The organism is Cellulomonas sp. NPDC055163 (genome assembly GCF_053607065.1).
This window is the reverse complement of the sequence record NZ_JBSGSU010000003.1, coordinates 26,075-47,123: the sequence shown is the minus strand read 5'-3', so window position 1 is coordinate 47,123 and position 21,049 is coordinate 26,075. Positions and strand designations below refer to the sequence as shown.

The following is a 21,049-nucleotide window of genomic DNA, read 5'->3' as shown; positions in this document are numbered from 1 at the left end:
GCGGGTGCGCGCGGTCCGGGGTCGAGGCCCTCGCCCGAGGAGGTGCGTCGTGGACGTGCTGTCCGACGTCCTGCTCGCCGTGCGACTCACCGGCGCGGTCTTCTTCGACGTCGACGCCCGGCACCCGTTCGCCACGCAGAGCCCCGGCTCCGACGCGATCGGCGCGAGGGTGATGGCGAACGCCCAGCACGTGATCGGCTTCCACGTGGTGACCGACGGGACCTGCTGGACGGAGGCCGTCGACCGGGACGAGCCACCGCAGCAGCTCGACGCCGGCGACATGGTGATCTACCCCGCCGGAGACGCGAACGTCATGGCCTCGGCGCCCGGGATGCGGGGTCGGCCGGACTGGCGCCGCTACTACCGGCCGGTGGACGAGCTGCTGCCGATGAGCATCCGCGTGAACCCCGACACGTCGGCCGAGCGCTGCCGGTTCGTGTGCGGCTTCCTGGCGTGCGACACCCGGCCTTTCAACCCGCTGCTCGACTCGCTGCCGCACGTGGTGCGTGCACCGCTGCCGGACCGCAGCTGGCGCTGGCTCGCCGGCCTGCTCGACGTCGCGGTCTCGGCCAGCTCCGCAGGCGCGGCACGCCGCGAGGCGGGGGTCGGTCCGGCAGGCGCCGCGCACGGTGCGCGCCCACGGAGCGACACGGGCACGGGCGTCGGCGCGGGTGCGGACTCCCGCGCCGGCATCCCGGCGACGCCGATCGTCCCCCCGGCCGCGGGCCAGGAGGCGATCCTCGCCAAGCTGGCCGAGCTCATGTTCGTCGAGGCGCTGCGCGCACACCTCTCGAGCCTTCCACCGGACGCCACGGGCTGGGTCGCGGGACTGCGCGACCCCTGCACGAGCGCAGCCTTGCAGCTCATGCACGGACGCCCCGCGGAGCCGTGGACCCTCGAGAGCCTCGCCCGGGAGGTCGGCACGTCCCGCTCCGTGCTCGCGGAGCGGTTCGGCGCCGTCGTCGGGCAACCACCCATGCAGTACCTCGCGCGGTGGCGGCTGCAGGTTGCGGCGCGACTCCTCGAGAGCGGCGACGCGACCGTCCGCCGCGCGGCCGCCGCCGTGGGCTACGAGTCGGAGGCGGCCTTCAGCCGAGCGTTCACCCGGTACGCCGGGCAGCCACCCGGCTCCTGGCGGCGCGCGCGCAGGTCGGCGGGGGCGTGGACGAGCTGAGGACCACCGATCGGCCGGAGACGCCGCTGCGTCGGGTGGGACCGGTGAGCGACCGCGCCGCCGCGCGCGGTCGCCGCGCGACGGGGCCGGAACACGACGGGGCCGGAACACGACAGACAAGGGTGAAGCCCTGGCCTGCGTTTCCGCTGACCAGGGCTTCGTGACGCCTCTGTACCCCCGACCGGATTCGAACCGGCGCTACCGCCGTGAGAGGGCGGCGTGCTAGGCCGCTACACAACGGGGGCCTATGCAGCCTGCGAGCGAACTCGCGTGCTACGGGTGAACACTCTACCGGAAGCTCTGAAGATCTCAGAACCGCCGCAGCGGTGCTCGCGCTGGGGTACCAGGACTCGAACCTAGACTAACTGAACCAGAATCAGTCGTGCTGCCAATTACACCATACCCCATGGGGGTACCCCCTCCACGCCGTCGCGTTCCGGACCGAGGCCCGTCACGCGGCACACGCAGACGTCGTACCGGCGGTGAACATTACCCGACGCCGGGGGCCCGTCCAAACCAGATCCTCGCTGCCCCGCTCTGGCGCGGGACGAGCGGCTCGACGAGCGGCAGGACGAGCACCGACCGGGCCGCGAACGCCACGCCGCCCCGCGTCACCCGACGCCCCGCCCAGCCGCGTCCGCCCCTGCATGGGATGCTCGTCCCATGGCTGACGACCCAGCCCGCCAGGACAGGGCCCGCTCGTTCGACCGCGGGGCTCAGGCGTACGGCCGTGCCCGCCCCTCCTACCCCGACGACGCGGTGCGCTGGTGCGTCCCGGACGGAGCGCACCGGGTCCTCGACCTCGCAGCCGGCACGGGCAAGCTCACCGCGGTCCTCGTCGCCCACGGGTTCGACGTGACCGCGGTCGAGCCCTCGCGCGCGATGCGCGAGCAGCTGACGTCGCTCGTGCCGGACGTCTCGCCCCGTCCCGGGACGGCGGAGGACACCGGGCTGCCGTCCGCGTCGGTCGACGCCGTGACGGTGGCCCAGGCGTGGCACTGGTTCGACGAGGCGGCCGCGAGCGCCGAGATCGCCCGCGTGCTGCGTCCGGGCGGCACGCTCGCGCTGCTGTGGAACGTGCGGGACGCCTCGGTCGACTGGGTGGCCCGGTTCGGCGAGATCATCCACCGCGGCGACGCGCACGAGCGCGACCCCGAGGCCCCGGCGCTCGGGGACCGCTTCGAGGTGCCCGAGCACGCGACGTTCCCGTGGACGGACCGGGTCGCGGTGCGGACGCTGCGGATGCTCGCCGCGTCACGCAGCCACCTGCTGACGCTGCCGGCCCAGCGCCGCGAGGAGCTGCTCGACGAGGTCGACGAGCTCGGCCGCACGCACCCGGACCTGCGCGGCCGCGACGAGGTCGACCTGCCCTACCGGACGGTGTGCTGGCGCGCGCGGGTGCGCGGCTGAGGCGTGCTCGTGGGTCGTCGCGGCCCACGCGTGCGGGCGCGACGGCACGCTCGCAGGTGACGCTCCCCGGGCAGCCCGGCGACGGGTCCGGCCCGGTGGGGGTGGCCCCCGCCCTGAGCGCTCGGCGGGGCGCGACGGCGGTCCCCGCGGCCCGCGTCAGCGGCGCAGGACCGCCGGCAGCTCCGTGAGGGACGTCACGACGTGCACGCCGGCGGCACGCGCCGCGGCGATGTCCGCCTCGGGGATCGTGCGGCGCCGCCCGCCCGGACGGTCGACCCACACACCGACGAGCCCGGCGCCGACCGCGGCGTGCGCGTCCACGTCGAGCTCGTCACCGACGTACACGGTGCGCGCCGGGTCCGTGCCGAGCCGGCGGCAGGCCTCCAGGAACACCCGCGGGTCGGGCTTGCCGAAGCCGAGGGTGTCGGTCCCGACGAGCATGGGCACACGCTCCCCGAGCCCCGCGACCTCGAGCTTGCGGGTCTGGTAGGCCACGTCGGCGTTGCTCAGCGCGCCCACGGCGAGGCCGGCGGCGACGAGCTCCTCGACGACGTCGGCCGCCTCCGGGTGTGCGGCCCAGGCGGCGGCGAACGCGGCGTCGAAGAGCTCGTCCCACGCCTCGTACGCCTCGTCGTCGAGCTCGGCGCCCCCGAACGCGCGGTGCAGGTCGTTGGCGCGGCCCATGCGCTGGGTCCGGTGGCTGACCTCGCCGCGCGTGAACTGCGCGTAGCGGTCGTGCTCGTCGGCCCGCCAGAAGGCCACGAGGCCCGCGCGCCGGTCCGCGTCGAGGTCGGTGAGGTACCGGTCGGCGACCGCCTCCATCGCCGCCCCGAACGCCGCGCGCGTGTCGACGAGCGTGTCGTCGATGTCGAACAGCACGCCGTCGACGTGCACCACCCCGTCGAGCGTGGCCAGGCGCTCGTCCGTCACAGCGTCGCGCGCAGCGTCGCGATGCGCGCGAGGGTCGAGTCCTTGCCGAGGATCTCCATCGACTCGAACAGCGGCGGCGAGACGCGCCGGCCCGAGAGCGCGGTGCGCAGCGGCGTGTACGCGAAGCGCGGCTTGATGCCCAGCCCGTCGACGAGCGCGGCCTGCAGCGCCTCCTGCGTCGCGGCGGTCGTGAACGCGTCGGCCGGGATCGGCTCGAGCGCGGCGGTCGCGGCGTCGAGCACCGCGGGGGCCTCGTCGCGGAGCCCCGCACGGGCGTCGTCCTCGACCACGAGCGCGTCGTCGGCCACGAACAGGAAGCCCAGCATGCCGACGGCCTCGCCGAGCAGCGTCATGCGCTCCTGGACGAGCGGCGCGCCGGCGTCGAGCAGTGCGCGGTGGCGGGGCTCGAGGTCGGCGTAGGAGTCGGCGGGGACGATCCCCGCGCGGTGCAGGTAGGGCACGAGGCGGTCCCGGAAGTCCTCGGGCGCGAGCATCCGCACGTGCGCCGAGTTGATGGCCTCGGCCTTCTTGACGTCGAAGCGGGCGGGGTTCGGGTTGACGTCGGCGACGTCGAACGCCGCGACGAGCTCCTCGGTCGTGAAGATGTCGCGGTCGGGCCCGATCGACCAGCCGAGCAGCGCGAGGTAGTTGAGCAGCCCCTCGGGGGTGAACCCGCGGTCGCGGTGCAGGAAGAGGTTCGACTCGGGGTCGCGCTTCGAGAGCTTCTTGTTGCCCTCTCCCATGACGTAGGGCAGGTGCCCGAAGACCGGCACGACCGAGCCGACGCCGAGCTCCAGCAGCGCGCGGTACAGCGCGACCTGGCGCGGCGTCGAGGAGAGCAGGTCCTCGCCGCGCAGCACGTGCGTGATGCCCATGAGCGCGTCGTCGACCGGGTTGACCAGCGTGTACAGCGGCTGGCCGTTCGCGCGGACGATCACGTAGTCGGGCACGGAGCCCGCGGGGAACGTGACGTCGCCGCGGACGAGGTCGGTGAACGTGACGTCGTCGTCGGGCATGCGCAGGCGCAGTACCGGCTCGCGACCCTCGGCGCGGAAGGCCGCCTTCTGCTCGTCGGTCAGGGCGCGGTCGAAGCCGTCGTAGCCGAGCTTGGGGTCGCGGCCCGCGGCGCGGTGGCGTGCCTCGATCTCCTCGGGCGTCGAGAACGACTCGTAGGCGAACCCGCCCTCGAGCAGGCGGCGGGCGACGTCGCGGTACAGGTCCATGCGCTGGGACTGCCGGTACGGCTCGTGCGGGCCGCCGACCTCGACGCCCTCGTCCCAGTCGAGCCCGAGCCAGCGCAGCGCGTCGAGCAGCTGCTGGTAGCTCTCCTCCGAGTCGCGCGCGGCGTCGGTGTCCTCGATCCGGAACACGAACGTGCCGCCGACGTGGCGCGCGTACGCCCAGTTGAACAGCGCGGTCCGGATGAGCCCGACGTGCGGGGTCCCGGTCGGCGAGGGGCAGAAGCGCACGCGGACGGCGGAACCCGTGGGCACGCCGGTGGAGGTCTCAGGAGCGGTGGAGGTCACAGGTGCCAGCCTACTGGCGGGCGCCCGGGCAGCCCGGGCCGGCTCCGCGAGGCTGCCCTGTCGTGCCCGGTCCGGTCCGGCCCCGTCCGGTCCGGCGTCAGGCCCGGCGCAGGACCGGGTTGCGCAGCGTGCCGATGTCCTCGATCTCGCACTCGACGACGTCGCGGTCCACGATCGGGCCGACCCCGGCGGGCGTCCCGGTGAGGATCACGTCGCCGGGCAGCAGCGTGAAGACCTCGGAGATGTACGAGATCAGGTACGCGACGTCGAAGATGAGCTGCGACGTGCGCCCGTCCTGGCGGACCTCGCCGTTGACCCGGGCACGCACCGCGAGGTCGTCGACGTCGAGCCCGGGGACGACCCAGGGGCCGATCGGGCACGACGTGTCGAAGCCCTTGGCGCGCGCCCACTGGTCGTCGGTGCGCTGGATGTCGCGCGCGGTCACGTCGTTCGCGACCGTGAACCCGAAGACCTGGCCGAGAGCGTGCTCGGGGGCGACGTCCTTGGTGACCTTGCCGATCACGACGGCGAGCTCGGCCTCGTGGTCGACGTGCTCGGTCCAGGTCGGCAGGACGATCGGGTCGTCCGGGCCGATCACCGACGTGTTGGGCTTGAGGAAGAGCAGCGGCGCGACGGGCAGGTCGTTGCCCATCTCGGCGGCGTGCGCGGCGTAGTTGCGCCCGACGCCGATGATCTTCGAGCGCGGGATCACCGGAGCGAGCAGCCGCACGCGGTCGTCGTCGAGCGGGACCTGCTCGCCGGTCGGCTGGACCGGGGTGTAGATCGGGTCGCCGGTGAGGACGACGAGCTGCTCGGAGCCCGGGTCACCCTCGACGAGGGCGTAGCGGGGGTCGTCGCCGGTCGTGAATCTCGCGATGCGCACGCGCCCACCCTAGTCGGGCGGCGCGCCCCCAGCCGTGTCGCCGGGTGCCCGCCCGGCGGACGTGCGGCGCGCCCCGCTGCACGTCAGGCGCGCGCGAGCACCTCGCCGTGCACGATCGAGAACCAGCCGTCCTCGGCGGTCCCCCACTCGCGCCACGCGTCCGAGAGGTGCTCGAGCGCGACCTCGTCGGCGAGCCCGTGCGCGATCGCCTGGGCCGCGAAGTTCGACGCGACCGCGCGGTCCGCCCACAGGCTGGACCACCATGTGCGGTCCTCGGGCGTCGCGTAGCACCACACGCCGGCCGACGGCGCGATGCCGGCGGGGTCGAACCCGGCCTGGCGCACCCAGCTCAGCAGGCGGCGTCCCGCGTCGGCCTCGGCGTGGTTGGCCTGCGTGACCTCGTGGTACAGCGTCAGCCACTCGTCGAGCCCCGCGGACGGCGGGTACCAGGTCATCGCGGCGTAGTCGGCGTCACGCACCGCGACGGTCCCACCGGGGCGCGTGACGCGGCGGATCTCGCGCAGCGCGGCGACGGGGTCGACGAGGTGCTGGAGCACCTGGTGGGCGTGCACGACGTCGAAGCTGGCGTCCTCGTAGGGCAGCGCGTACACGTCGCCGACCTCGAACGTCACGTTCGCCGCGTCCGCCTCGGTGGCCGCCTCGCGCGCGGCCTCGATGACCTTGGCCGAGCGGTCGATGCCGACGACGTCGCCCGGGCTCACCCGCGACGCGAGGTCGATCGTGATGGTGCCGGGGCCGCAGCCCACGTCGAGCAGCCGCTGACCGGGCTGGAGCGACGGGAGGAGGTACGCGGCGGAGTTCTCGGCGGTGCGCCAGCGGTGCGAGCGCAGCACGCTCTCGTGGTGCCCGTGCGTGTAGACGTCCTGGGGCGACTCGATGCTCACCCCGCACTGTAGACGCCGACCCGGGGCCCGTTTCAAGCACCGGAACAGGAAAGTCCGCGTGCTGAGACCCGCACCGCCCGGACCTGCGCCGGGCCCGCCCAGGACCCGCGCCCGCGCCGGCGGTACCGTGACCCGATGCAGCGGATCGCCGGCGTCGACGTCGCACGCGGGCTCGCAGTGCTCGGGATGTTCACCGCGCACCTCGCCCCCGGCGCCGCGGGTGACCCCTGGCCGCGGGGTGCCGTGCAGGTCGCGGACGGACGCTCGGCCGCCGCGTTCGTCGTGCTCGCCGGGCTCTCCGTGGCCCTGCTGTCGGGCGGTCCGCGACCCGCCGACGGCGTGCGGCGCGTGCAGGCCCGGCTCCGGGTGCTCGTGCGCGGCGTCCTCCTCGTGACGATCGGGGTCGTTCTCGTCGCGCTCGGGACACCCGTCGCGGTGATCCTGCCCGTGTACGGCGTCTACTTCGCCGTCGCGATCGGCTTCCTCGGCTGGTCCCCGCGGGCGCTGCTCGCCGCGGCGGCCGCCGTCGCCGTCGTCGGGCCGCCCCTGACGTTCCGCGTCGGGGACTGGCTCGTCGAGCGCGAGCAGGCGACGGCGCTGACTAACCTCGTCGTCGGGCACTACTACCCCGCCGGCATCTGGACCGCGTACGTGCTCGCCGGGCTCGCGGTCGGGCGGCTGGACCTCACCGCAGCGCACGTGCGCCGCGCCCTGCTGCTCGGCGGCACGGGGGTCGCGGTGCTGGCCCACCTCGCGTCGGGGGTGCTCATGCGGCTCGTCCCCGGCGCGCGCCCCGAGGTCGGGCTCGGGCGGTACCTGACGACCGAGCCCCACGCCGGCACGACCTTCGAGGTGGTCGCCAACACCGGCGTCGCGGTCGCGGTGCTCGCGGTGTGCCTCGTCGTCGCGGACCGCTGGCCGCGCCTGACGAGCCCGCTCGCTGCGACCGGCGCGCTCGCGCTCACGGCCTACACGGTGCACGTCGCCGTGGTCGCCGCCCTCGGCGACGACGTGGTCTGGGAGCCGACCGACGCGGTCTGGCTCACGTTCCTCGCCGTGACCGTCGTTGCCTGCACCCTCTGGCGCGCGACGCTCGGGCGAGGGCCGCTCGAGCGCCTGCTGCACGCGGTCTCGACGCGCGCGAGCGACCTCGGCGCCGATGGCCCCGCGCGCCCGCCGGCGGAGGGCGGCCGTGGGTCGTCCCGGACCGGCGGGCTCGCCTCGCCGGCTGCGGCGGCCCCGTCCTCGGGCGGTCCAGGGAGGGCGCCGGACGCTGCCGGACCCGCCGACGCCGCAGCCGGCAGAGCCCCGCTCTCCGGCGGCGGCCGGGCTCCACGAGGCTGACCGTCACGGCCCGGGGGCCCGAGCTCCGGGAGGCGGCCCGACCCGGCCAGAGGCCGGGCCGCGCGAGACCGACCGTCACGGCCGGCCGGGCCGCGCGAGGCTGACCGTCACGGCCGGCCGGGCCGCGCGAGGCTGACCGTCACGGCCAGGGGCCGAGCTCCGGGAGCGGGGCCGGTTCCCGGTGACGCTCGGCCGTGACCGGTCCCGAGGGCTCCCGCCCCGCGAGCCACGCGACGAGGTCCTCGGCCCGCTCGGCGTGCACGCGCACGAGCGCGCCGTCGCCGACCTCCCACCGTGAGGCCCCACGCCCGGGGACGAGAGCCACGAGCACGCCGCCCGGCACGCGCGGCGCGAGGAACTCGACGAGGTGGTCGAGCAGGGCGGGCGACCAGACGTCCTGCCCGACGCCGAGGTCGAGGTCGACCAGGTGGATGGCGAGCTCGCGCCACCATGCGTGCGCGACGGCGGTCGCGGGCTGGTCCCGGTAGCGCGTCGGGGCGTCCCAGTCCTCGGGTCCCAGGGCCTCGAGCGCCCTCTCGACCCGCCGCGCCGCCGCGACGACGTCGCGCGCGTGCACCTCTGCCGGGGCCCCCGCGCCCGCCTCGATCGCGGCGTCGCGGCCGGGCCGACCGCCGTCGTAGAAGTCCACGAGCCGGCGCGCGCGGGCGTGCTCGAGCTGGCGCGCCGCCGCGGAGCCGACCCCCGCGAGGTGCGCGAGCACGTGCCCGCGCGTCCACCCGGGGAGCCGCGACGGCGCCCCCACCTCGGCGTCGGTCAGCCGGGCGAGCACGCCCTCGAGCGCGTGCCGCAGCCGCACGACGTCCGCGACCACCTCCCGCCCCGCCGCGTCGGACTGCTCCGCTGCCGTCAGGGCCACAACCTCGTCCGGGTCCATCCCGCCGCCTCCCTCCGGTACACCGCACGCACGTGCGCCCGCTCGGCGCTGCCCTGCCAGAACTCGATCTCCTCGGGCACCACGACCCACTCCTGCCACTCGGGCAGCACGAGCTCGCGGTCCGCGTCGGCGCGCGCCGTCGCGTCGGCGATCGCCGCGACGAGCTCGGCGTGCGACGCGAGCGGCTCACCGGGCCGGGTCGCGAGCGCCGCACCGCGGGACGCCGGGGAGCGCTCGAGGAAGTCCGTGGCCGACGCCGCCGCACCCATCGCGTGCGCCCACCCGGTGATCCGGACCTGGCGTGCGAGCGTCGGCCAGTAGAAGCTCGCCGCGACCGTCGCGTCGGCGGTGAGGTCCTGGATCTTGCGGCTGCGCGCGTCGGTCGCGAAGTGCCAGCCGTCGGCGGTGACGTCCTTGAGCACCACGACGCGCGCCGAGACCGATCCGTCGGCCCCTCGGGTCGAGAGCGTCATGGCCTGCGGCGCCGGTGTGCCCGCGTCGATCGCGCCGAGCACCCACTCCGTGAACAGCACGTGCGGGTCGTCGGGGGCGTCGTCGGGCTCGAAGCCCGGCAGGTCGGCGCCGAACGCCGGGGCGCGGCGCAGCCGCTGGCGCAGCGTCGGGCCCTCCGGGTCCCTCATGCCGTGCGTGCGTCGCGGGACGCGCCGAGGGGACGGGGGGCCACGCCGGGGTGGGTCACCCGGTCAGTATCTCCGCGGGCGCACGCCTGCGGAAGAGCAGGTCACACGAGTGCGGCGACCGTCAGGAGGACCGCGAGGCCCGGGAGCAGCCCCTGGGTCACGGCGGCGCGCGCCATCCTGCGGTCGGTGACCACCAGCACGAGGGCCGCGGCCGCCATGGAGCCGCACGCGAGGAGCACGAGCGCCGTACCGGCCTCACGGGAGCCCGCCGCCGTGAGCCCGACACCGACGAACGCGCCGACGGCGAGGAACAGGTTGTAGAAACCCTGGTTGTAGGCCCACGGGCGGACCGCGGGGACGTCCTCGGTGCGGGTCCGGAAGCGGGCGTGGACCTCGGGGCGCTCGAAGCGGACCGACTCGAGCACGAAGATGACGACGTGGAACGCGGCGGCGAGCGCGGCGAGGACGAGGGCGAGGGTCAGCAGCATGCGGCCCAGCATCCTCCGTCCCGGCCGCGGTGCGGCACCCAGCCCCGGCGTGGGGCGCGGGACCTCCGGGGGGCGGTCCGGGCGACCTACCCTGGTGCCGTGGAACCGACCGCGCACGCGCGCCTCGTGCTGCCCGCCGCGGAGTGGGCCGGACGCGCACGCGAGCACGCCGCACGGGCCGACGCCCTGACGCAGGCGCACCGCGCGCGCCGGGCCGCCGGCGAGCGCCACGCGATCGACGACTTCCTCTACGACTACTACGGCACCAAGCCCTCGCTCCTGCGCCGGTGGCACCCCGGGGCCGGCACCGCGCTCGCCCCCGCGGCGGCCGGCCCGGCGGAGCACGCGGCGTGGCGCTGGTACCGCACCGACGCCGACGGCGCCGTCGCCCTCGACATCGGGGCGTTCCTCGACGAGCGCCGGGACACCGTCGCGTTCGTCCGCACCCTGCTCGCGCGGACCGCGTCCCGCCCGGCGCACACGGGCTGCCTGGGGCTGCACGAGTGGGCGATGGTCTACCGCCAGGACGACGAGCGCCGCCGGCACACGCTGCCGCTGCGCCTCGGGCGGGGCGGGACCGACGCGGTGGTCGAGCAGCTCCCGCTGCAGTGCACGCACTTCGACGCGTTCCGGTTCTTCACGCCCGACGCGGTGCCGCGCAACCGCGCACCGCTCAGCCGGGCCGACCAGGTCGAGCACGAGCAGCCGGGCTGCCTGCACGCGAACATGGACCTGTTGACCTTGGAAGCAGGCATGTTTCGAGAAGCGGCGCCCTTGACCCGTCAGACGCAGGTCGAATTCGAGCAGCCGGGCTGTCTACATGCAAATATGGACTTGCATAAATGGTCATCAAAATTGGGACCGGCAGTGCCTGGGGAAGTCGCGCTCGATTGCTTCGAGCTCGCGACGGAAATCCGAACGGTCGACATGCGAGCGTCGCCGTACGACGTCACCACCTACGGCCTTGAGCCTATCCCCATAGAAACGGCAGCAGGCAAAGCCGAATACATCCGTGCGCAGCGCAGCTTTGCAACCCGAGCCAGCGTCTTGCGCCAGCGGCTCGTCGAGATTTGCGAACAATTGCTTGGCCACGCATCCGCGCCTAAGGCGAAGTTCGAGGCTCCGCGTGCCACCTAGGGGCTAGAAGGCCCCGGCTCGCCGTCCCACACCGCTCGGAACGTCTTCCACAGAATCATCAGGTCCATCGAGATTGACCAATTCTCCATGTAGCGAGCATCGAGACGCACCGCGTCTTCCCACGAAAGTTCTGCGCGTCCTGATACCTGCCACAGTCCGGTTATTCCAGGCTTCGTCAAGAGGCGACCTTGGTAGTAATCACTGTAGCGTTCCACCTCCGCAAGCAGGGGCGGCCGGGGGCCTACTAGCGACATCTCACCACGAAGCAGATTGAGCAACTGCGGCAGTTCATCGATCGAGAATCTCCGAAGCACGCGCCCCACCGGTGTGATGCGCGGGTCGGACCGCATCTTGAACAGGAGACCAGAGCGCGGGTCGACTCCATCAGCGAGCGCGGCCAAGTTCTGAGGAGCGTCCACGTACATCGTTCGCATTTTCCACATAGTGAACGTCTGACCGGCTAGGCCGACTCGAGTCTGGCGATAGAACGCTCCACCTGGACTGCTAAGCGCAACTGCTGCCGCGGCCCCGAGAATGACGGGTGAACAGAGGAAAAGCGCAAGGGATCCGAGCACCACATCGAGCACGCGCTTGGCTCGTCGCGCGGTCGAAAATGGCTCCCGAGAACCTGAAAGCACCTCGACGGCGACTGCAATGTCCCGACGAGAGACTCCAAAAGCGCCAGAGAGCCGACTTCTCGGGCGGATCAAAGCTTGCGCCACAATAAACCGACGTGGATCAGGCGGGTTCGCTGCGATCTCCGGCGCGGAGAATTCCGGTCTCCACTGGAGATGATCTTGCTCCGGAACGATCTCTTGCGTGAATTGCTTCTCAAGGAATTCGAGGTAGCTTCCTGCGCTGGACATCAAGCGCCGCCTCTGGACCCAAGCGCGTTAACGGCGAGCAGAATCGATCCGACAGTGCATGCCGCCTGGAGGAAAAACACCATCTCTGTTCGGGCCATCGCGCGCGTATTTGCTTCTAGAGCGACAAGTTTCGCCGATTCAAGCAGTGCGACATCCTGAATGGATCCAGAATTCCATCGAGCGAGCTGGCTAGGAGATGGCCCGAGCACGAGTCGCGCCAACCCGAGCACGACGACGCCCAGGATTGCCGAGCCGGCGATAGTGATGATGAGCAGTCGCTCAGGAGCGTCGGTACCGTTGCCCGCCGCACCGGTGCCGATCAGACCTACAAGTAGAGCGGTCGCCGCGACGAGCACTCCGGCGCGTGTGGCGTAGGCGTCGGCCTGGGCTCGCTGCTCACTCAGTTGACGATCGATCTCTGAGAGCAGTTGGCTCACGACCCGACTCCCCCTAACTCGAAGGCTGCAAGGCTACATGCGCACCCCCGCGCAGACGTGCAATCTCGCGCACGTTCGCTGGAAACGAGAGGACGCGGGGAGCGGTCCAGGACCTTGGCAGCCCGGCCCACCACGGTTGGCCCGGGCCGTTCCGAGGCCAAGGAGGACTTGCCTGCTAGTCGCGCCAGCACGGACCTCTTCAAGTGGGCCTCGAAGCTCGGGCCCGCGGCGCCCGGCGAGCTCGTGCTCGACTGCTTCGAGCTCGCCCGGGACGTGCGCACGCTGGACATGCAGGCGTCGCCGTACGACGTGACCTCGCTCGGCGAGCGTCCGGTCGCTATCGAGACGTCCGCCGGGAAGGCCGAGTACGTGCGGCGGCAGCGGGGGTTCGCCGAGCGGGCGGCCGTCCTGCGCGAGCGGCTGCTCGTCGTGGCGGGCGGCGTCCTCGACGCGGACCCGGCGCTCGCGTCCTGAGACCCGGCGCACCCGGGGCCGGCGGGGGCAGTGACGGGGCGGTCACGGCGCAGAAAGACGAAACGGACCTTTTACGTGACGTTCATCACGAGTCGGGACATCCTGACGAATTGTCGGTGATACTTGCTGCACATCGACCACCGACATGGGAGGGGCCATGGAGATGACGAGCACCGACGAGATGACCACCGCGACCGACGAGCGCGACGAGATCAGCTTCACGAGCGTGAGCAACCCGCGCCGCGTGCGCATCTGACCAGCACCGACGCCCGGCTCCGAAGCCCGGCGCGGCCCCGCACCCGCGGGCCCGCGCCGGGCTTCGCGCGTTCTGCCGCGAGGCAGACAAGTGCCGCGCAGAACTCCCCGCGCGTACGGTCGGGATATTGTTCCGGAAACATCGCCGCAGCGGTGGCGACATTCTTGGTCACGTGTTCAGATGACCAGCGGGTGCGTGCCCTGCCAGGATCGCTCCGTGAGCGTGCGCTACCCCGACCCCCTCGTCCCCGGTGACCGCGTCGCGGTGACGGCCCCCTCCGCGGGCGTCGCCGCGCGGTTCCGACCGCGCCTCGACCGTGCAGTGCGCGAGCTCGAGGCGCGCGGTCTCGACGTCGTGCTGGGCGAGTGCCTCGACGGTGACGGCGTGGTCAGCGCCCCGGCAGCGGACCGCGCCGCCGAGCTGACCGCGATGCTCGTCGACCCGGCCGTGCGCGCCGTCGTCCCTCCGTGGGGCGGCGAGCTCGCGATCGACCTCGTCGGCCTGCTCGACTGGGACCTGATCGCCGCCGCACGTCCCACGTGGTTCGTGGGCTTCTCGGACACCTCGACCCTGCTCACCGCGATGACGCTGCGCACCGGCGTCGCGACCGTGCACGGCCCCGCGTTGATGGAGCTGCCCTACGCGACCCCCGCGCCGCTCCTGCCGTGGCTCGACGTGGTCCGCGCCCCGGCAGGGACGCCGCTGCACCAGGGGCCGTCCGCGCGGTACGCCGGCGGTGGGTGGGACGACGTCGTGGCCCACCCGGACGTCGACCGGTACACGCTCGACACGCCCGCGTCGTGGGTCCGGCTCGACGGCGGCACCGGGGACGTCGTCGCACGCGGGCGCCTCGTCGGCGGCTGCCTCGAGACGGTCGCGCACCTGGCCGGCAGCCCGTACGGCGACGTGCCCGGGTTCGCCCGCACGCACGCGCCCGAGGGCCTCGTCGTCTACGTCGAGGCGTCCGAGGACACCGCGTTCGGCACCGCGCGGCGGCTGCACGGGCTGCGGCTCGCAGGCTGGTTCGACGACGCCGCCGCGGTCCTCGTGGGCCGCACGAGCGCGCCGGACTCCCCCGGGTTCACGCAGCACGACGCGGTGTGGGACGCGCTCGGGGGCCTCGGCGTCCCCGTCGTCGCCGACGTCGACTGCGGCCACGTGCCGCCCCAGATGACGCTCGTGAACGGCGCGCTCGCGACGCTCACGTGGCGCGGCGACGAGCGCTCGCTCGTGCAGGAGCTCGCCTGACGTCCGCCCGCCGCCATGACCTCAGGAGTCGCGCTCGGGGTCGCCGAGGAGCGTCGCGGTGTGGTCGGGCACGTACGTCGACAGCTCGCGCGGCGGGCGCTCGTACCCGCTGGACGCCTTGGGGCGGTCGGGCAGCTCGACCTTCTCGTGCGGGACGTCCTCGTACGGGATCGTCGAGAGCAGGTGGGCCATCATGTTGAGCCGGGCGTGCTTCTTGATGTCCGACTCCACGACGTACCAGGGGCTCGACGGCACGTCGGTGTGCACGAGCATCTCGTCCTTGGCCCGCGAGTAGTCCTCCCACCGGTTGATCGACTCGAGGTCCATGGGGCTCAGCTTCCACTGCCGCACGGGGTCGGACAGCCGCGAGCGGAAGCGCTTGAGCTGCTCCTCGTCGGACACCGAGAACCAGTACTTGCGCAGCAGGATCCCGTCCTCGACGAGCATCTGCTCGAAGATCGGCGTCTGGCGCATGAAGCGGGAGTACTCCTGCGGCGTGCAGAAGCCCATGACGCGCTCGACGCCCGCGCGGTTGTACCAGGACCGGTCGAACAGCACGATCTCGCCCGCGGCGGGGAGCTGGGCGATGTAGCGCTGGTAGTACCACTGGCCGCGCTCGCGCTCGGTCGGTGCGGGCAGCGCCGCGATGCGCACGATGCGGGGGCTCAGGTACTCGGTGATCCGCTTGATCGTGCCGCCCTTGCCGGCCGCGTCGCGTCCCTCGAAGACCACGACGACGCGGGCACCGGTCGCGCGGACCCACTGCTGGACCTTGACGAGCTCGGCCTGCAGGCGGAACAGCTCGGCCTCGTAGACGTCGTCGTCGATCTTCGGCCCGCGCCGCTGCTTCTCGGCCTGCTTCGCGGCCTTCTTGGCGTGCGCGTCGTGCCGGTCCCGCTCGCGGCTGTTCGTGGTTCCCATGTGCGGACGCTAGCGCCGACGGCCCCCGCGCGCCCTCCGACGCGGACCGTGCCGGGTCGCGGGCCTGGGAGGATGGGCCGGTGCCCGACGCCGACCGCCCGCTGACCCTCGCCGAGCGTGTCCCGGCCGACCCCCACGACCCCGACGCGCTGTACGACGCGTTCACCGGCTGGGCGAGCGAGCAGGGCCTCGCGCTCTACCCGCACCAGCAGGAGGCGCTGCTCGAGCTCGTGACCGGCTCGCACGTGATCCTGTCCACGCCGACGGGCTCCGGGAAGTCCCTCGTCGCGATCGCCGCGCACTTCGTCGCGCTCGCGCAGGGCCGCCGGACGTTCTACACGGCGCCGCTCAAGGCGCTCGTGAGCGAGAAGTTCTTCGCGCTCGTCGAGGCGTTCGGCTCGGACAACGTGGGGATGATGACGGGTGACTCGGCCGTCAACGCCGACGCGCCCATCATCTGCTGCACCGCCGAGATCCTCGCCAACCAGGCGCTGCGCCACGGGGCCGGCACCGACGCCGGCCAGGTCGTCATGGACGAGTTCCACTTCTACGCCGACCCGCAGCGCGGCTGGGCGTGGCAGGTGCCGCTGCTCGAGCTGCCCCGGGCGCAGTTCCTGCTCATGTCCGCGACGCTCGGCGACGTCGCGTTCTTCGCCGAGGACCTCACCCGGCGCACCGGCGAGCCCGTCGCGGTGATCGCGGACGCGGAGCGGCCCGTCCCGCTGACGTTCACGTACGCCGTCGAGCCGTTGCACGAGCTGCTCGAGGAGCTCGTGCGCACGCGCCGGGCCCCCGTGTACGTCGTGCACTTCACGCAGAAGGAGGCCGTCGAGCGCGCGCAGGCGCTGCTGTCGATGAACCTCGCGAGCCGTGAGCACCGCGACCGCATCGCCGACGAGCTCGGTGCCTTCCGGTTCGGACCCGGCTTCGGGCGGACGCTGTCCCGGCTGCTGCGCCACGGCGTCGGCATCCACCACGCCGGGATGCTGCCCAAGTACCGGCGCGTCGTCGAGCGCCTCACGCAGAAGGGCCTGCTGCAGGTCGTGTGCGGCACCGACACGCTCGGCGTCGGCATCAACGTCCCGATCCGCACGGTCGTGCTGACGTCGCTCGTGAAGTACGACGGCGTGCGCATGCGCCACCTGTCCGCGCGCGAGTTCCACCAGATCGCCGGGCGCGCCGGTCGCGCGGGGTTCGACACCGTCGGCGAGGTGATCGTGCTGGCGCCCGAGCACGTGATCGAGAACCGCAAGCTCCTCGAGCGCGCGGGCGACGACCCGAAGAAGCTCAAGAAGATCGTCCGCAAGAAGGCCCCCGAGGGCGCGGTCAACTGGACGGACAAGACGTTCGAGCGGCTGCGCGACGCCCCGCCCGAGCCGCTGACGTCGAGCTTCGCGGTGAGCCACGCGATGGTCCTCAACGTGCTCGCGCGCGAGGGCGACCCGGTGGCGGCCATGACACGCCTGCTGACCGACAACCACGAGCCCGAGAGCGCGCGCGGCCGGCACGTGCGCCAGGCCGTCTCGGTGTACCGGTCGCTGCGCACCGCGGGCGTCGTCGAGCGCGTCGTCGTCCCCGACGCCGCGGCGCCCGGGGGCCGGCGCCGGACCGTGCGCCTCACCGTCGACGTCCCCGCGAACTTCGCGCTCAACCAGCCGCTCTCGCCGTTCGCGTTCGCGGCGCTCGACCTGCTCGACCGGGACGACCCGGCGTACGCGCACGACGTCGTCTCGGTCATCGAGGCGACGCTCGACGACCCGCGCCAGGTGCTCGCCGCACAGGAGAACAAGGCGCGAGGCGAGGCCGTCGCGGCGATGAAGGCGGACGGCATCGAGTACGAGGAGCGCATGGCGCTGCTCGAGGACGTGTCCTACCCGCGTCCGCTCGCCGACATCCTCACCGCGACGTTCCACACGTACAAGCAGACGAACCCGTGGGTCGCCGACCACGAGCTGTCACCGAAGTCCGTGGTCCGCGAGATGCACGAGCGCGCGATGACGTTCCCCGAGTACGTCTCGACCTACTCGCTCGACCGCACCGAGGGCGTCCTGCTGCGCTACCTCGCCGACGCGTACCGCGCGCTGCGCCAGACCGTCCCCGAGGAGGCCCGCACCGAGGAGCTCCACGAGATCGTCGAGTGGCTCGGCGAGCTCGTGCGGCGCACCGACTCGAGCCTGCTCGACGAGTGGGAGCGCCTGCGCAACCCCCTCGACGAGCGCGGGCCCGGCGGCGAGCTCGCCGCCGTCGAGGACGACGCTCCCCCGCCCGTCACGGCGAACCCTCGCGCGTTCCGTGCGCTCGTCCGCGGCGCGCTGTTCCGTCGCGTCGAGCTCGCGGCGCGCGAGGCGTACGGGGCGCTCGCCGCCCTGGGCGACAAGGACGCCGGCGGCGAGCCGTGGGACGCCGACCGGTGGGCGCAGGCGCTCGACCCGTACTACGACGACCACGACGAGATCCTCACCGGCGCGCCCGCGCGCGGACCCGCGCTGTTCACCGTCGTCGACCGTTCCGCACCCGGCCACGAGCTGCCCGCGGGCGCGGTCGCCGGGACGTGGGAGGTCCGTCAGGTGCTCGACGACCCGGCCGGGGACCACGACTGGCGCATCGACGCGGTCGTCGACCTCGCGGCGAGCGACGCCGTCGGGGAGGTCGTCCTGACCGTCGTGGCCGTCGGGCGGCTCTGAGGCGGACCCCCGCCGGCCCGGCGGGCGTCAGTACAGGAAGACCGGCAGCCACTCGCGGTTGTGCGCGTGCACGAGCGCGAGGAACAGCACGAGGTCGAACAGCAGGTGCACCGACACCACGTACGTCAGCGACTTGGTGAGCTTGAACGTGTACCCCTGCAGCAGCGCGAACGGGTACGTCAGCAGCGGCCCCCACGCCTGGTAGCCGATCTCCCAGAGGAACGACGCGAACACCACGGCCTGCAGCCCGTTCGCGAGCCAGTCGGGGAAGTGCCGCCGCAGCAGCGTGAAGGTGGTGCACACGAAGAACAGCTCGTCCCAGATGCCGACGGTGTTCACCCCGAGGAACAGCCGCACGAAGACGGTCGGGTCCGAGGCGTCCGGCCAGTTCGTGTAGACCCCGGTGCGGATGAGGTAGAACGGCAGGACGAGGTACCCGAGCAGCACGACCAGCAGCAGGTACAGCCGCGCCGGGAGCGGCCACGGCTTCCCGGTACGGACCGGGAAGCGGATGAGGTCCTCCCGGTAGACGAACCGGGAGACGGCCCACGGGACGAGCACCGCGAGCGCGAGCGCGGAGCCCATGAGCGCCATGTGGCTGATGCTCAGGTCCGCGTCGAGCGGGACGAGGCTGATGATCGTGAGTCCCGCGGCGACGAGCACGAGGTGCCGGGCGAGCTCGCGGTCGACCACCGCCGCGAGCACGACCGACGCGGCGAGCGTCGCGTACCCGGCAGCGTGCTGGACGCCGAACAGCAGCACCGCCGACGCGCACAGCAGCAGCGCGGGGGGCAGCTTCCAGCTCAGGGCCGCGCGCTCGCGCTGCAGCGTCGGGGTCGGCGTCGCGGTCACCGGGACAGCGTGCCACGTGCCGGCGCGCGCGCCCGGCGGACGTGGGCGGGCGGTGCGGCCGACCCGCGCGGGCCGGGCTCGACGCGCCCGGTGCGGGGGGCCGACGTAGCGTGAGGAGCACACCGACGACGTGGAGGACGACGATGACCGCACCGACGACGAACGAGGCGTCCGACGACGACCTGCAGACCATCGCGGCGATCGTGAAGGCCGCGAAGATCGCGCTCCTGACGACCACGACGCTCGACGGGCACCTGCACAGCCGCCCGCTCGCGGTGCAGGACGCCGACTACGACGGCGAGCTGTGGTTCTTCACGCAGGACCCGAGCCGCAAGGTCGACGACATCCGGACCCATCCGCAGGTGAACGCGGCGTTCGAGTCGGACAAGGGCTTCCTGTCGATCGCCGGGCGCGCCGAGCTCGTGCACGACCGGGCCAAGGTCGACGAGCTGTGGTCGCCGCAGGTCTCCGCGTGGTTCCCCGAGGGCAAGGACGACCCGACCGTCGCCCTGCTGCGGGTGGTGCCCGAGTCCGCCGAGTACTGGAGCGACGACACCCCGAACGTCGTCAAGGTGTTCAAGATCGCGAAGGCGGCGGTCTCCGGCGGCCAGCCGGACATCGGCGAGAACCGCGCCGTCGAGCTCTGAGGGGCCGTCAGGACCGGCGCCGGGGGGCGGCTCGGCAGGACGGACCGAGGTAAGGCAATCCTGCATCTGCGCAGGTCAGGGCAGCCAAACCTGCGGTGACAGATCGCGTCGAGGCTCCTACCGTGGAGCCATGACCACACATCCGTCGCCCACGGCCCTGCCGTCGCTGCCGACCTTCGACACCGAGTTCGCGTCGCGGCTGAACTGGCTGCGCGCGGGCGTCCTGGGCGCCAACGACGGGATCGTGTCCATCGCCGCCATGGTGGTCGGGGTCGCGGCCGCGACACCGTCGGTCCCGGCCATCGCGATCGCCGGAGCCGCGGGGCTCGTCGCCGGCGCGCTCTCGATGGCGTCGGGCGAGTACGTCTCCGTGAGCAGCCAGCGCGACGCCGAGCGCTCGCGCGCGGCCGGCGGCCCGGGCCGCGACGAGCCGCACCTGACGAGCGCGTGGCACGCCGCGGGCGCCTCGCTGCTCGCGTTCGTCGTCGGTGGCCTCGTCCCCCTGCTGGTGGTCCTGACGACCCCGGCCCCGGCGCGCGTGCCGGCGACGTTCGCCGCCGTCGTGCTCGCGCTCGCCCTGACCGGTCACGTCAGCGCACGCCTCGGCGGCTCGGCGTCAGGCCCGGCGGTGCGGCGCAACGTGCTCGGCGGCGGGCTCGCGATGGGCGTCACCTACGGCGTCGGGCTCCTCGTCGGCGTCGCAGTCTGAGGCCCCCGGGGACGCCGCACCGCTGGCTAGGCTTCCGCCGTGGCCCCGAAGAAGCCCGCTCCGTCGGGAACCCCCGCGCTCGTCGCGCTCGCCGCGGCCGGCGTCACGCACACCGCGCACCCCTACGATCACGACCCCGCGAGCGACGTCGGGTACGGCCTCGAGGCCGCGCAGGCGCTCGGCGTCCCGCCCGAGCAGGTGTTCAAGACGCTCATGACGAGCGTCGACGGCGCGCTCACCGTGGCGGTCGTCCCCGTCACGGGGAAGCTCGACCTGAAGGCGCTCGCGCACGCCGTGGGCGGCAAGAAGGCGGCGATGGCCGAGCGCGCCGCCGCCGAGCGTGCCACGGGCTACGTCGCCGGCGGGATCTCGCCGCTCGGTCAGAAGACCCCGCACCCGACCGTCCTCGACGAGACCGTCTGGCTGTTCGACACGGTGCTCGTCTCGGGCGGCCGGCGCGGCCTCGACGTCGAGCTCGCGCCCGCGGACCTCGTGCGCCTCACGGACGCGACGGTCGCGGACATCGCCCGCGACTGACCCGCGCACGCGATCGCACCCGAGGCGGCGACCCGACCGACGCACCGCGGGCCCGGTCGAGCCTCCCGCCCCGCGGCGCTCCCGT

General features: G+C 73.3%; 21 protein-coding genes and 2 tRNA genes. 10 read left to right on the top strand and 13 right to left on the bottom strand.

What is annotated here, in order from left to right; all coding sequences use genetic code 11:
* Positions 1 to 49: 49 nt before the first annotated feature.
* Entirely contained in the window at positions 50 to 1,174 is a 1,125-nt protein-coding gene (locus ACWFNE_RS06515) for an AraC family transcriptional regulator (protein WP_452121621.1), read from the top strand.
* A 172-nt stretch (positions 1,175 to 1,346) separates the two neighbouring features.
* On the opposite strand, the gene ACWFNE_RS06510 is transcribed toward ACWFNE_RS06515, so the two are convergent.
* Together ACWFNE_RS06510 and ACWFNE_RS06505 are read right to left on the bottom strand one after the other, a co-directional pair.
* Positions 1,347 to 1,419, bottom strand: a tRNA-Glu gene (locus ACWFNE_RS06510).
* Positions 1,420 to 1,509: 90 nt separating this feature from the next.
* Positions 1,510 to 1,581 (bottom strand) — tRNA-Gln (locus ACWFNE_RS06505).
* Between the two features lie 256 nt (positions 1,582 to 1,837).
* On the opposite strand from ACWFNE_RS06505, the gene ACWFNE_RS06500 reads away from it, so the two are divergent.
* Positions 1,838 to 2,584 carry a class I SAM-dependent methyltransferase gene (locus ACWFNE_RS06500; RefSeq protein WP_452121620.1) on the top strand — a complete coding sequence of 249 codons (747 nt, stop codon included), beginning with the start codon at positions 1,838 to 1,840 and terminating at the stop codon, positions 2,582 to 2,584.
* 156 nt (positions 2,585 to 2,740) lie between these two features.
* Here the strand turns inward: ACWFNE_RS06500 and ACWFNE_RS06495 are convergent, their stop codons facing one another.
* From ACWFNE_RS06495 to ACWFNE_RS06480, 4 genes are all read right to left on the bottom strand, one after another.
* Positions 2,741 to 3,514: an HAD family hydrolase gene (locus ACWFNE_RS06495; RefSeq protein WP_452121619.1), complete on the bottom strand. Its 774-nt coding sequence runs from the start codon at positions 3,512 to 3,514 to the stop codon at positions 2,741 to 2,743.
* Positions 3,511 to 5,040 (bottom strand): glutamate--tRNA ligase, encoded by a 1,530-nt coding sequence (gltX, locus tag ACWFNE_RS06490; protein WP_452121618.1) that lies wholly within the window; start codon positions 5,038 to 5,040, stop codon positions 3,511 to 3,513. The genes ACWFNE_RS06495 and gltX overlap by 4 nt, the downstream gene beginning before the upstream one ends.
* Before the next feature lie 97 nt (positions 5,041 to 5,137).
* A complete protein-coding gene (locus ACWFNE_RS06485) occupies positions 5,138 to 5,923 on the bottom strand; it encodes a fumarylacetoacetate hydrolase family protein (RefSeq protein WP_452121617.1) in 786 nt (261 codons plus the stop codon).
* A gap of 83 nt (positions 5,924 to 6,006) precedes the next feature.
* On the bottom strand, positions 6,007 to 6,828 hold the full coding sequence (locus tag ACWFNE_RS06480; RefSeq protein WP_452121616.1) for a methyltransferase domain-containing protein: 822 nt from the start codon (positions 6,826 to 6,828) through the stop codon (positions 6,007 to 6,009).
* Between the two features lie 135 nt (positions 6,829 to 6,963).
* On the opposite strand from ACWFNE_RS06480, the gene ACWFNE_RS06475 reads away from it, so the two are divergent.
* The gene (locus ACWFNE_RS06475) at positions 6,964 to 8,172 is read left to right on the top strand and encodes a heparan-alpha-glucosaminide N-acetyltransferase domain-containing protein (RefSeq protein WP_452121615.1); all 1,209 of its coding nucleotides are present in this window, start codon (positions 6,964 to 6,966) and stop codon (positions 8,170 to 8,172) included.
* A gap of 139 nt (positions 8,173 to 8,311) precedes the next feature.
* Here ACWFNE_RS06475 and ACWFNE_RS06470 read toward each other — a convergent pair whose 3' ends face one another.
* The 3 genes from ACWFNE_RS06470 to ACWFNE_RS06460 all read right to left on the bottom strand — a co-directional run bounded on the left by ACWFNE_RS06470 (position 8,312) and on the right by ACWFNE_RS06460 (position 10,196).
* On the bottom strand, positions 8,312 to 9,067 hold the full coding sequence (locus ACWFNE_RS06470; RefSeq protein ID WP_452121614.1) for a maleylpyruvate isomerase family mycothiol-dependent enzyme: 756 nt from the start codon (positions 9,065 to 9,067) through the stop codon (positions 8,312 to 8,314).
* A complete protein-coding gene (locus tag ACWFNE_RS06465; protein ID WP_452121613.1) occupies positions 9,040 to 9,708 on the bottom strand; it encodes a pyridoxine/pyridoxamine 5'-phosphate oxidase in 669 nt (222 codons plus the stop codon). Before ACWFNE_RS06465 ends, ACWFNE_RS06470 begins: the two co-directional genes overlap by 28 nt.
* A gap of 101 nt (positions 9,709 to 9,809) precedes the next feature.
* Positions 9,810 to 10,196, bottom strand: a complete 387-nt coding sequence (locus ACWFNE_RS06460) for a DUF1304 domain-containing protein (RefSeq protein WP_452121612.1) — start codon at positions 10,194 to 10,196, stop codon at positions 9,810 to 9,812.
* 99 nt (positions 10,197 to 10,295) lie between these two features.
* On the opposite strand from ACWFNE_RS06460, the gene ACWFNE_RS06455 reads away from it, so the two are divergent.
* Positions 10,296 to 11,333, top strand: a complete 1,038-nt coding sequence (locus ACWFNE_RS06455; RefSeq protein WP_452121611.1) for a 3-methyladenine DNA glycosylase — start codon at positions 10,296 to 10,298, stop codon at positions 11,331 to 11,333.
* On the opposite strand, the gene ACWFNE_RS06450 is transcribed toward ACWFNE_RS06455, so the two are convergent.
* A complete protein-coding gene (locus ACWFNE_RS06450; protein ID WP_452121610.1) occupies positions 11,330 to 12,199 on the bottom strand; it encodes a sugar transferase in 870 nt (289 codons plus the stop codon). The two genes, ACWFNE_RS06455 and ACWFNE_RS06450, sit on opposite strands and share 4 nt — an antisense overlap.
* The gene (locus tag ACWFNE_RS06445; protein WP_452121609.1) at positions 12,199 to 12,636 is read right to left on the bottom strand and encodes a hypothetical protein; all 438 of its coding nucleotides are present in this window, start codon (positions 12,634 to 12,636) and stop codon (positions 12,199 to 12,201) included. The genes ACWFNE_RS06450 and ACWFNE_RS06445 overlap by 1 nt, the downstream gene beginning before the upstream one ends.
* A gap of 168 nt (positions 12,637 to 12,804) precedes the next feature.
* Between ACWFNE_RS06445 and ACWFNE_RS06440 the strand changes: the two genes are divergently transcribed.
* On the top strand, positions 12,805 to 13,110 hold the full coding sequence (locus ACWFNE_RS06440) for a hypothetical protein (protein ID WP_452121608.1): 306 nt from the start codon (positions 12,805 to 12,807) through the stop codon (positions 13,108 to 13,110).
* 472 nt (positions 13,111 to 13,582) lie between these two features.
* On the top strand, positions 13,583 to 14,614 hold the full coding sequence (locus ACWFNE_RS06435; RefSeq protein ID WP_452121607.1) for a S66 family peptidase: 1,032 nt from the start codon (positions 13,583 to 13,585) through the stop codon (positions 14,612 to 14,614).
* A 21-nt stretch (positions 14,615 to 14,635) separates the two neighbouring features.
* On the opposite strand, the gene ppk2 is transcribed toward ACWFNE_RS06435, so the two are convergent.
* Positions 14,636 to 15,535 carry a polyphosphate kinase 2 gene (ppk2, locus tag ACWFNE_RS06430; protein WP_452121606.1) on the bottom strand — a complete coding sequence of 300 codons (900 nt, stop codon included), beginning with the start codon at positions 15,533 to 15,535 and terminating at the stop codon, positions 14,636 to 14,638.
* Between the two features lie 80 nt (positions 15,536 to 15,615).
* Between ppk2 and ACWFNE_RS06425 the strand changes: the two genes are divergently transcribed.
* The gene (locus tag ACWFNE_RS06425; protein WP_452121605.1) at positions 15,616 to 18,219 is read left to right on the top strand and encodes a DEAD/DEAH box helicase; all 2,604 of its coding nucleotides are present in this window, start codon (positions 15,616 to 15,618) and stop codon (positions 18,217 to 18,219) included.
* 27 nt (positions 18,220 to 18,246) lie between these two features.
* Here ACWFNE_RS06425 and ACWFNE_RS06420 read toward each other — a convergent pair whose 3' ends face one another.
* Positions 18,247 to 19,071, bottom strand: coding sequence for a CPBP family glutamic-type intramembrane protease (locus tag ACWFNE_RS06420; protein ID WP_452121604.1), 825 nt, complete (start codon positions 19,069 to 19,071; stop codon positions 18,247 to 18,249).
* Between the two features lie 143 nt (positions 19,072 to 19,214).
* On the opposite strand from ACWFNE_RS06420, the gene ACWFNE_RS06415 reads away from it, so the two are divergent.
* The 3 genes from ACWFNE_RS06415 (at position 19,215) to ybaK (ending at position 20,964) form a co-directional block, all read left to right on the top strand.
* On the top strand, positions 19,215 to 19,718 hold the full coding sequence (locus tag ACWFNE_RS06415) for a pyridoxamine 5'-phosphate oxidase family protein (RefSeq protein WP_452121603.1): 504 nt from the start codon (positions 19,215 to 19,217) through the stop codon (positions 19,716 to 19,718).
* Between the two features lie 130 nt (positions 19,719 to 19,848).
* Entirely contained in the window at positions 19,849 to 20,427 is a 579-nt protein-coding gene (locus tag ACWFNE_RS06410) for a VIT1/CCC1 transporter family protein (RefSeq protein WP_452121602.1), read from the top strand.
* A gap of 39 nt (positions 20,428 to 20,466) precedes the next feature.
* Positions 20,467 to 20,964: a Cys-tRNA(Pro) deacylase gene (gene ybaK, locus ACWFNE_RS06405; RefSeq protein WP_452121601.1), complete on the top strand. Its 498-nt coding sequence runs from the start codon at positions 20,467 to 20,469 to the stop codon at positions 20,962 to 20,964.
* Positions 20,965 to 21,049: the final 85 nt, after the last annotated feature.

Bases quoted from the DNA above. Each gene is read 5' to 3' on its own strand.
- ACWFNE_RS06450 (WP_452121610.1), bottom strand. From the start codon at position 12,199: ATGTCCAGCGCAGGAAGCTACCTCGAATTCCTTGAGAAGCAATTCACG.
- ACWFNE_RS06475 (WP_452121615.1), top strand. From the start codon at position 6,964: ATGCAGCGGATCGCCGGCGTCGACGTCGCACGCGGGCTCGCAGTGCTC.
- ACWFNE_RS06470 (WP_452121614.1), bottom strand. From the start codon at position 9,067: ATGGACCCGGACGAGGTTGTGGCCCTGACGGCAGCGGAGCAGTCCGAC.
- ACWFNE_RS06500 (WP_452121620.1), top strand. From the start codon at position 1,838: ATGGCTGACGACCCAGCCCGCCAGGACAGGGCCCGCTCGTTCGACCGC.
- ppk2 (WP_452121606.1), bottom strand. From the start codon at position 15,535: ATGGGAACCACGAACAGCCGCGAGCGGGACCGGCACGACGCGCACGCC.
- ACWFNE_RS06460 (WP_452121612.1), bottom strand. From the start codon at position 10,196: ATGCTGCTGACCCTCGCCCTCGTCCTCGCCGCGCTCGCCGCCGCGTTC.
- ACWFNE_RS06465 (WP_452121613.1), bottom strand. From the start codon at position 9,708: ATGAGGGACCCGGAGGGCCCGACGCTGCGCCAGCGGCTGCGCCGCGCC.
- ACWFNE_RS06410 (WP_452121602.1), top strand. From the start codon at position 19,849: ATGACCACACATCCGTCGCCCACGGCCCTGCCGTCGCTGCCGACCTTC.
- ACWFNE_RS06415 (WP_452121603.1), top strand. From the start codon at position 19,215: ATGACCGCACCGACGACGAACGAGGCGTCCGACGACGACCTGCAGACC.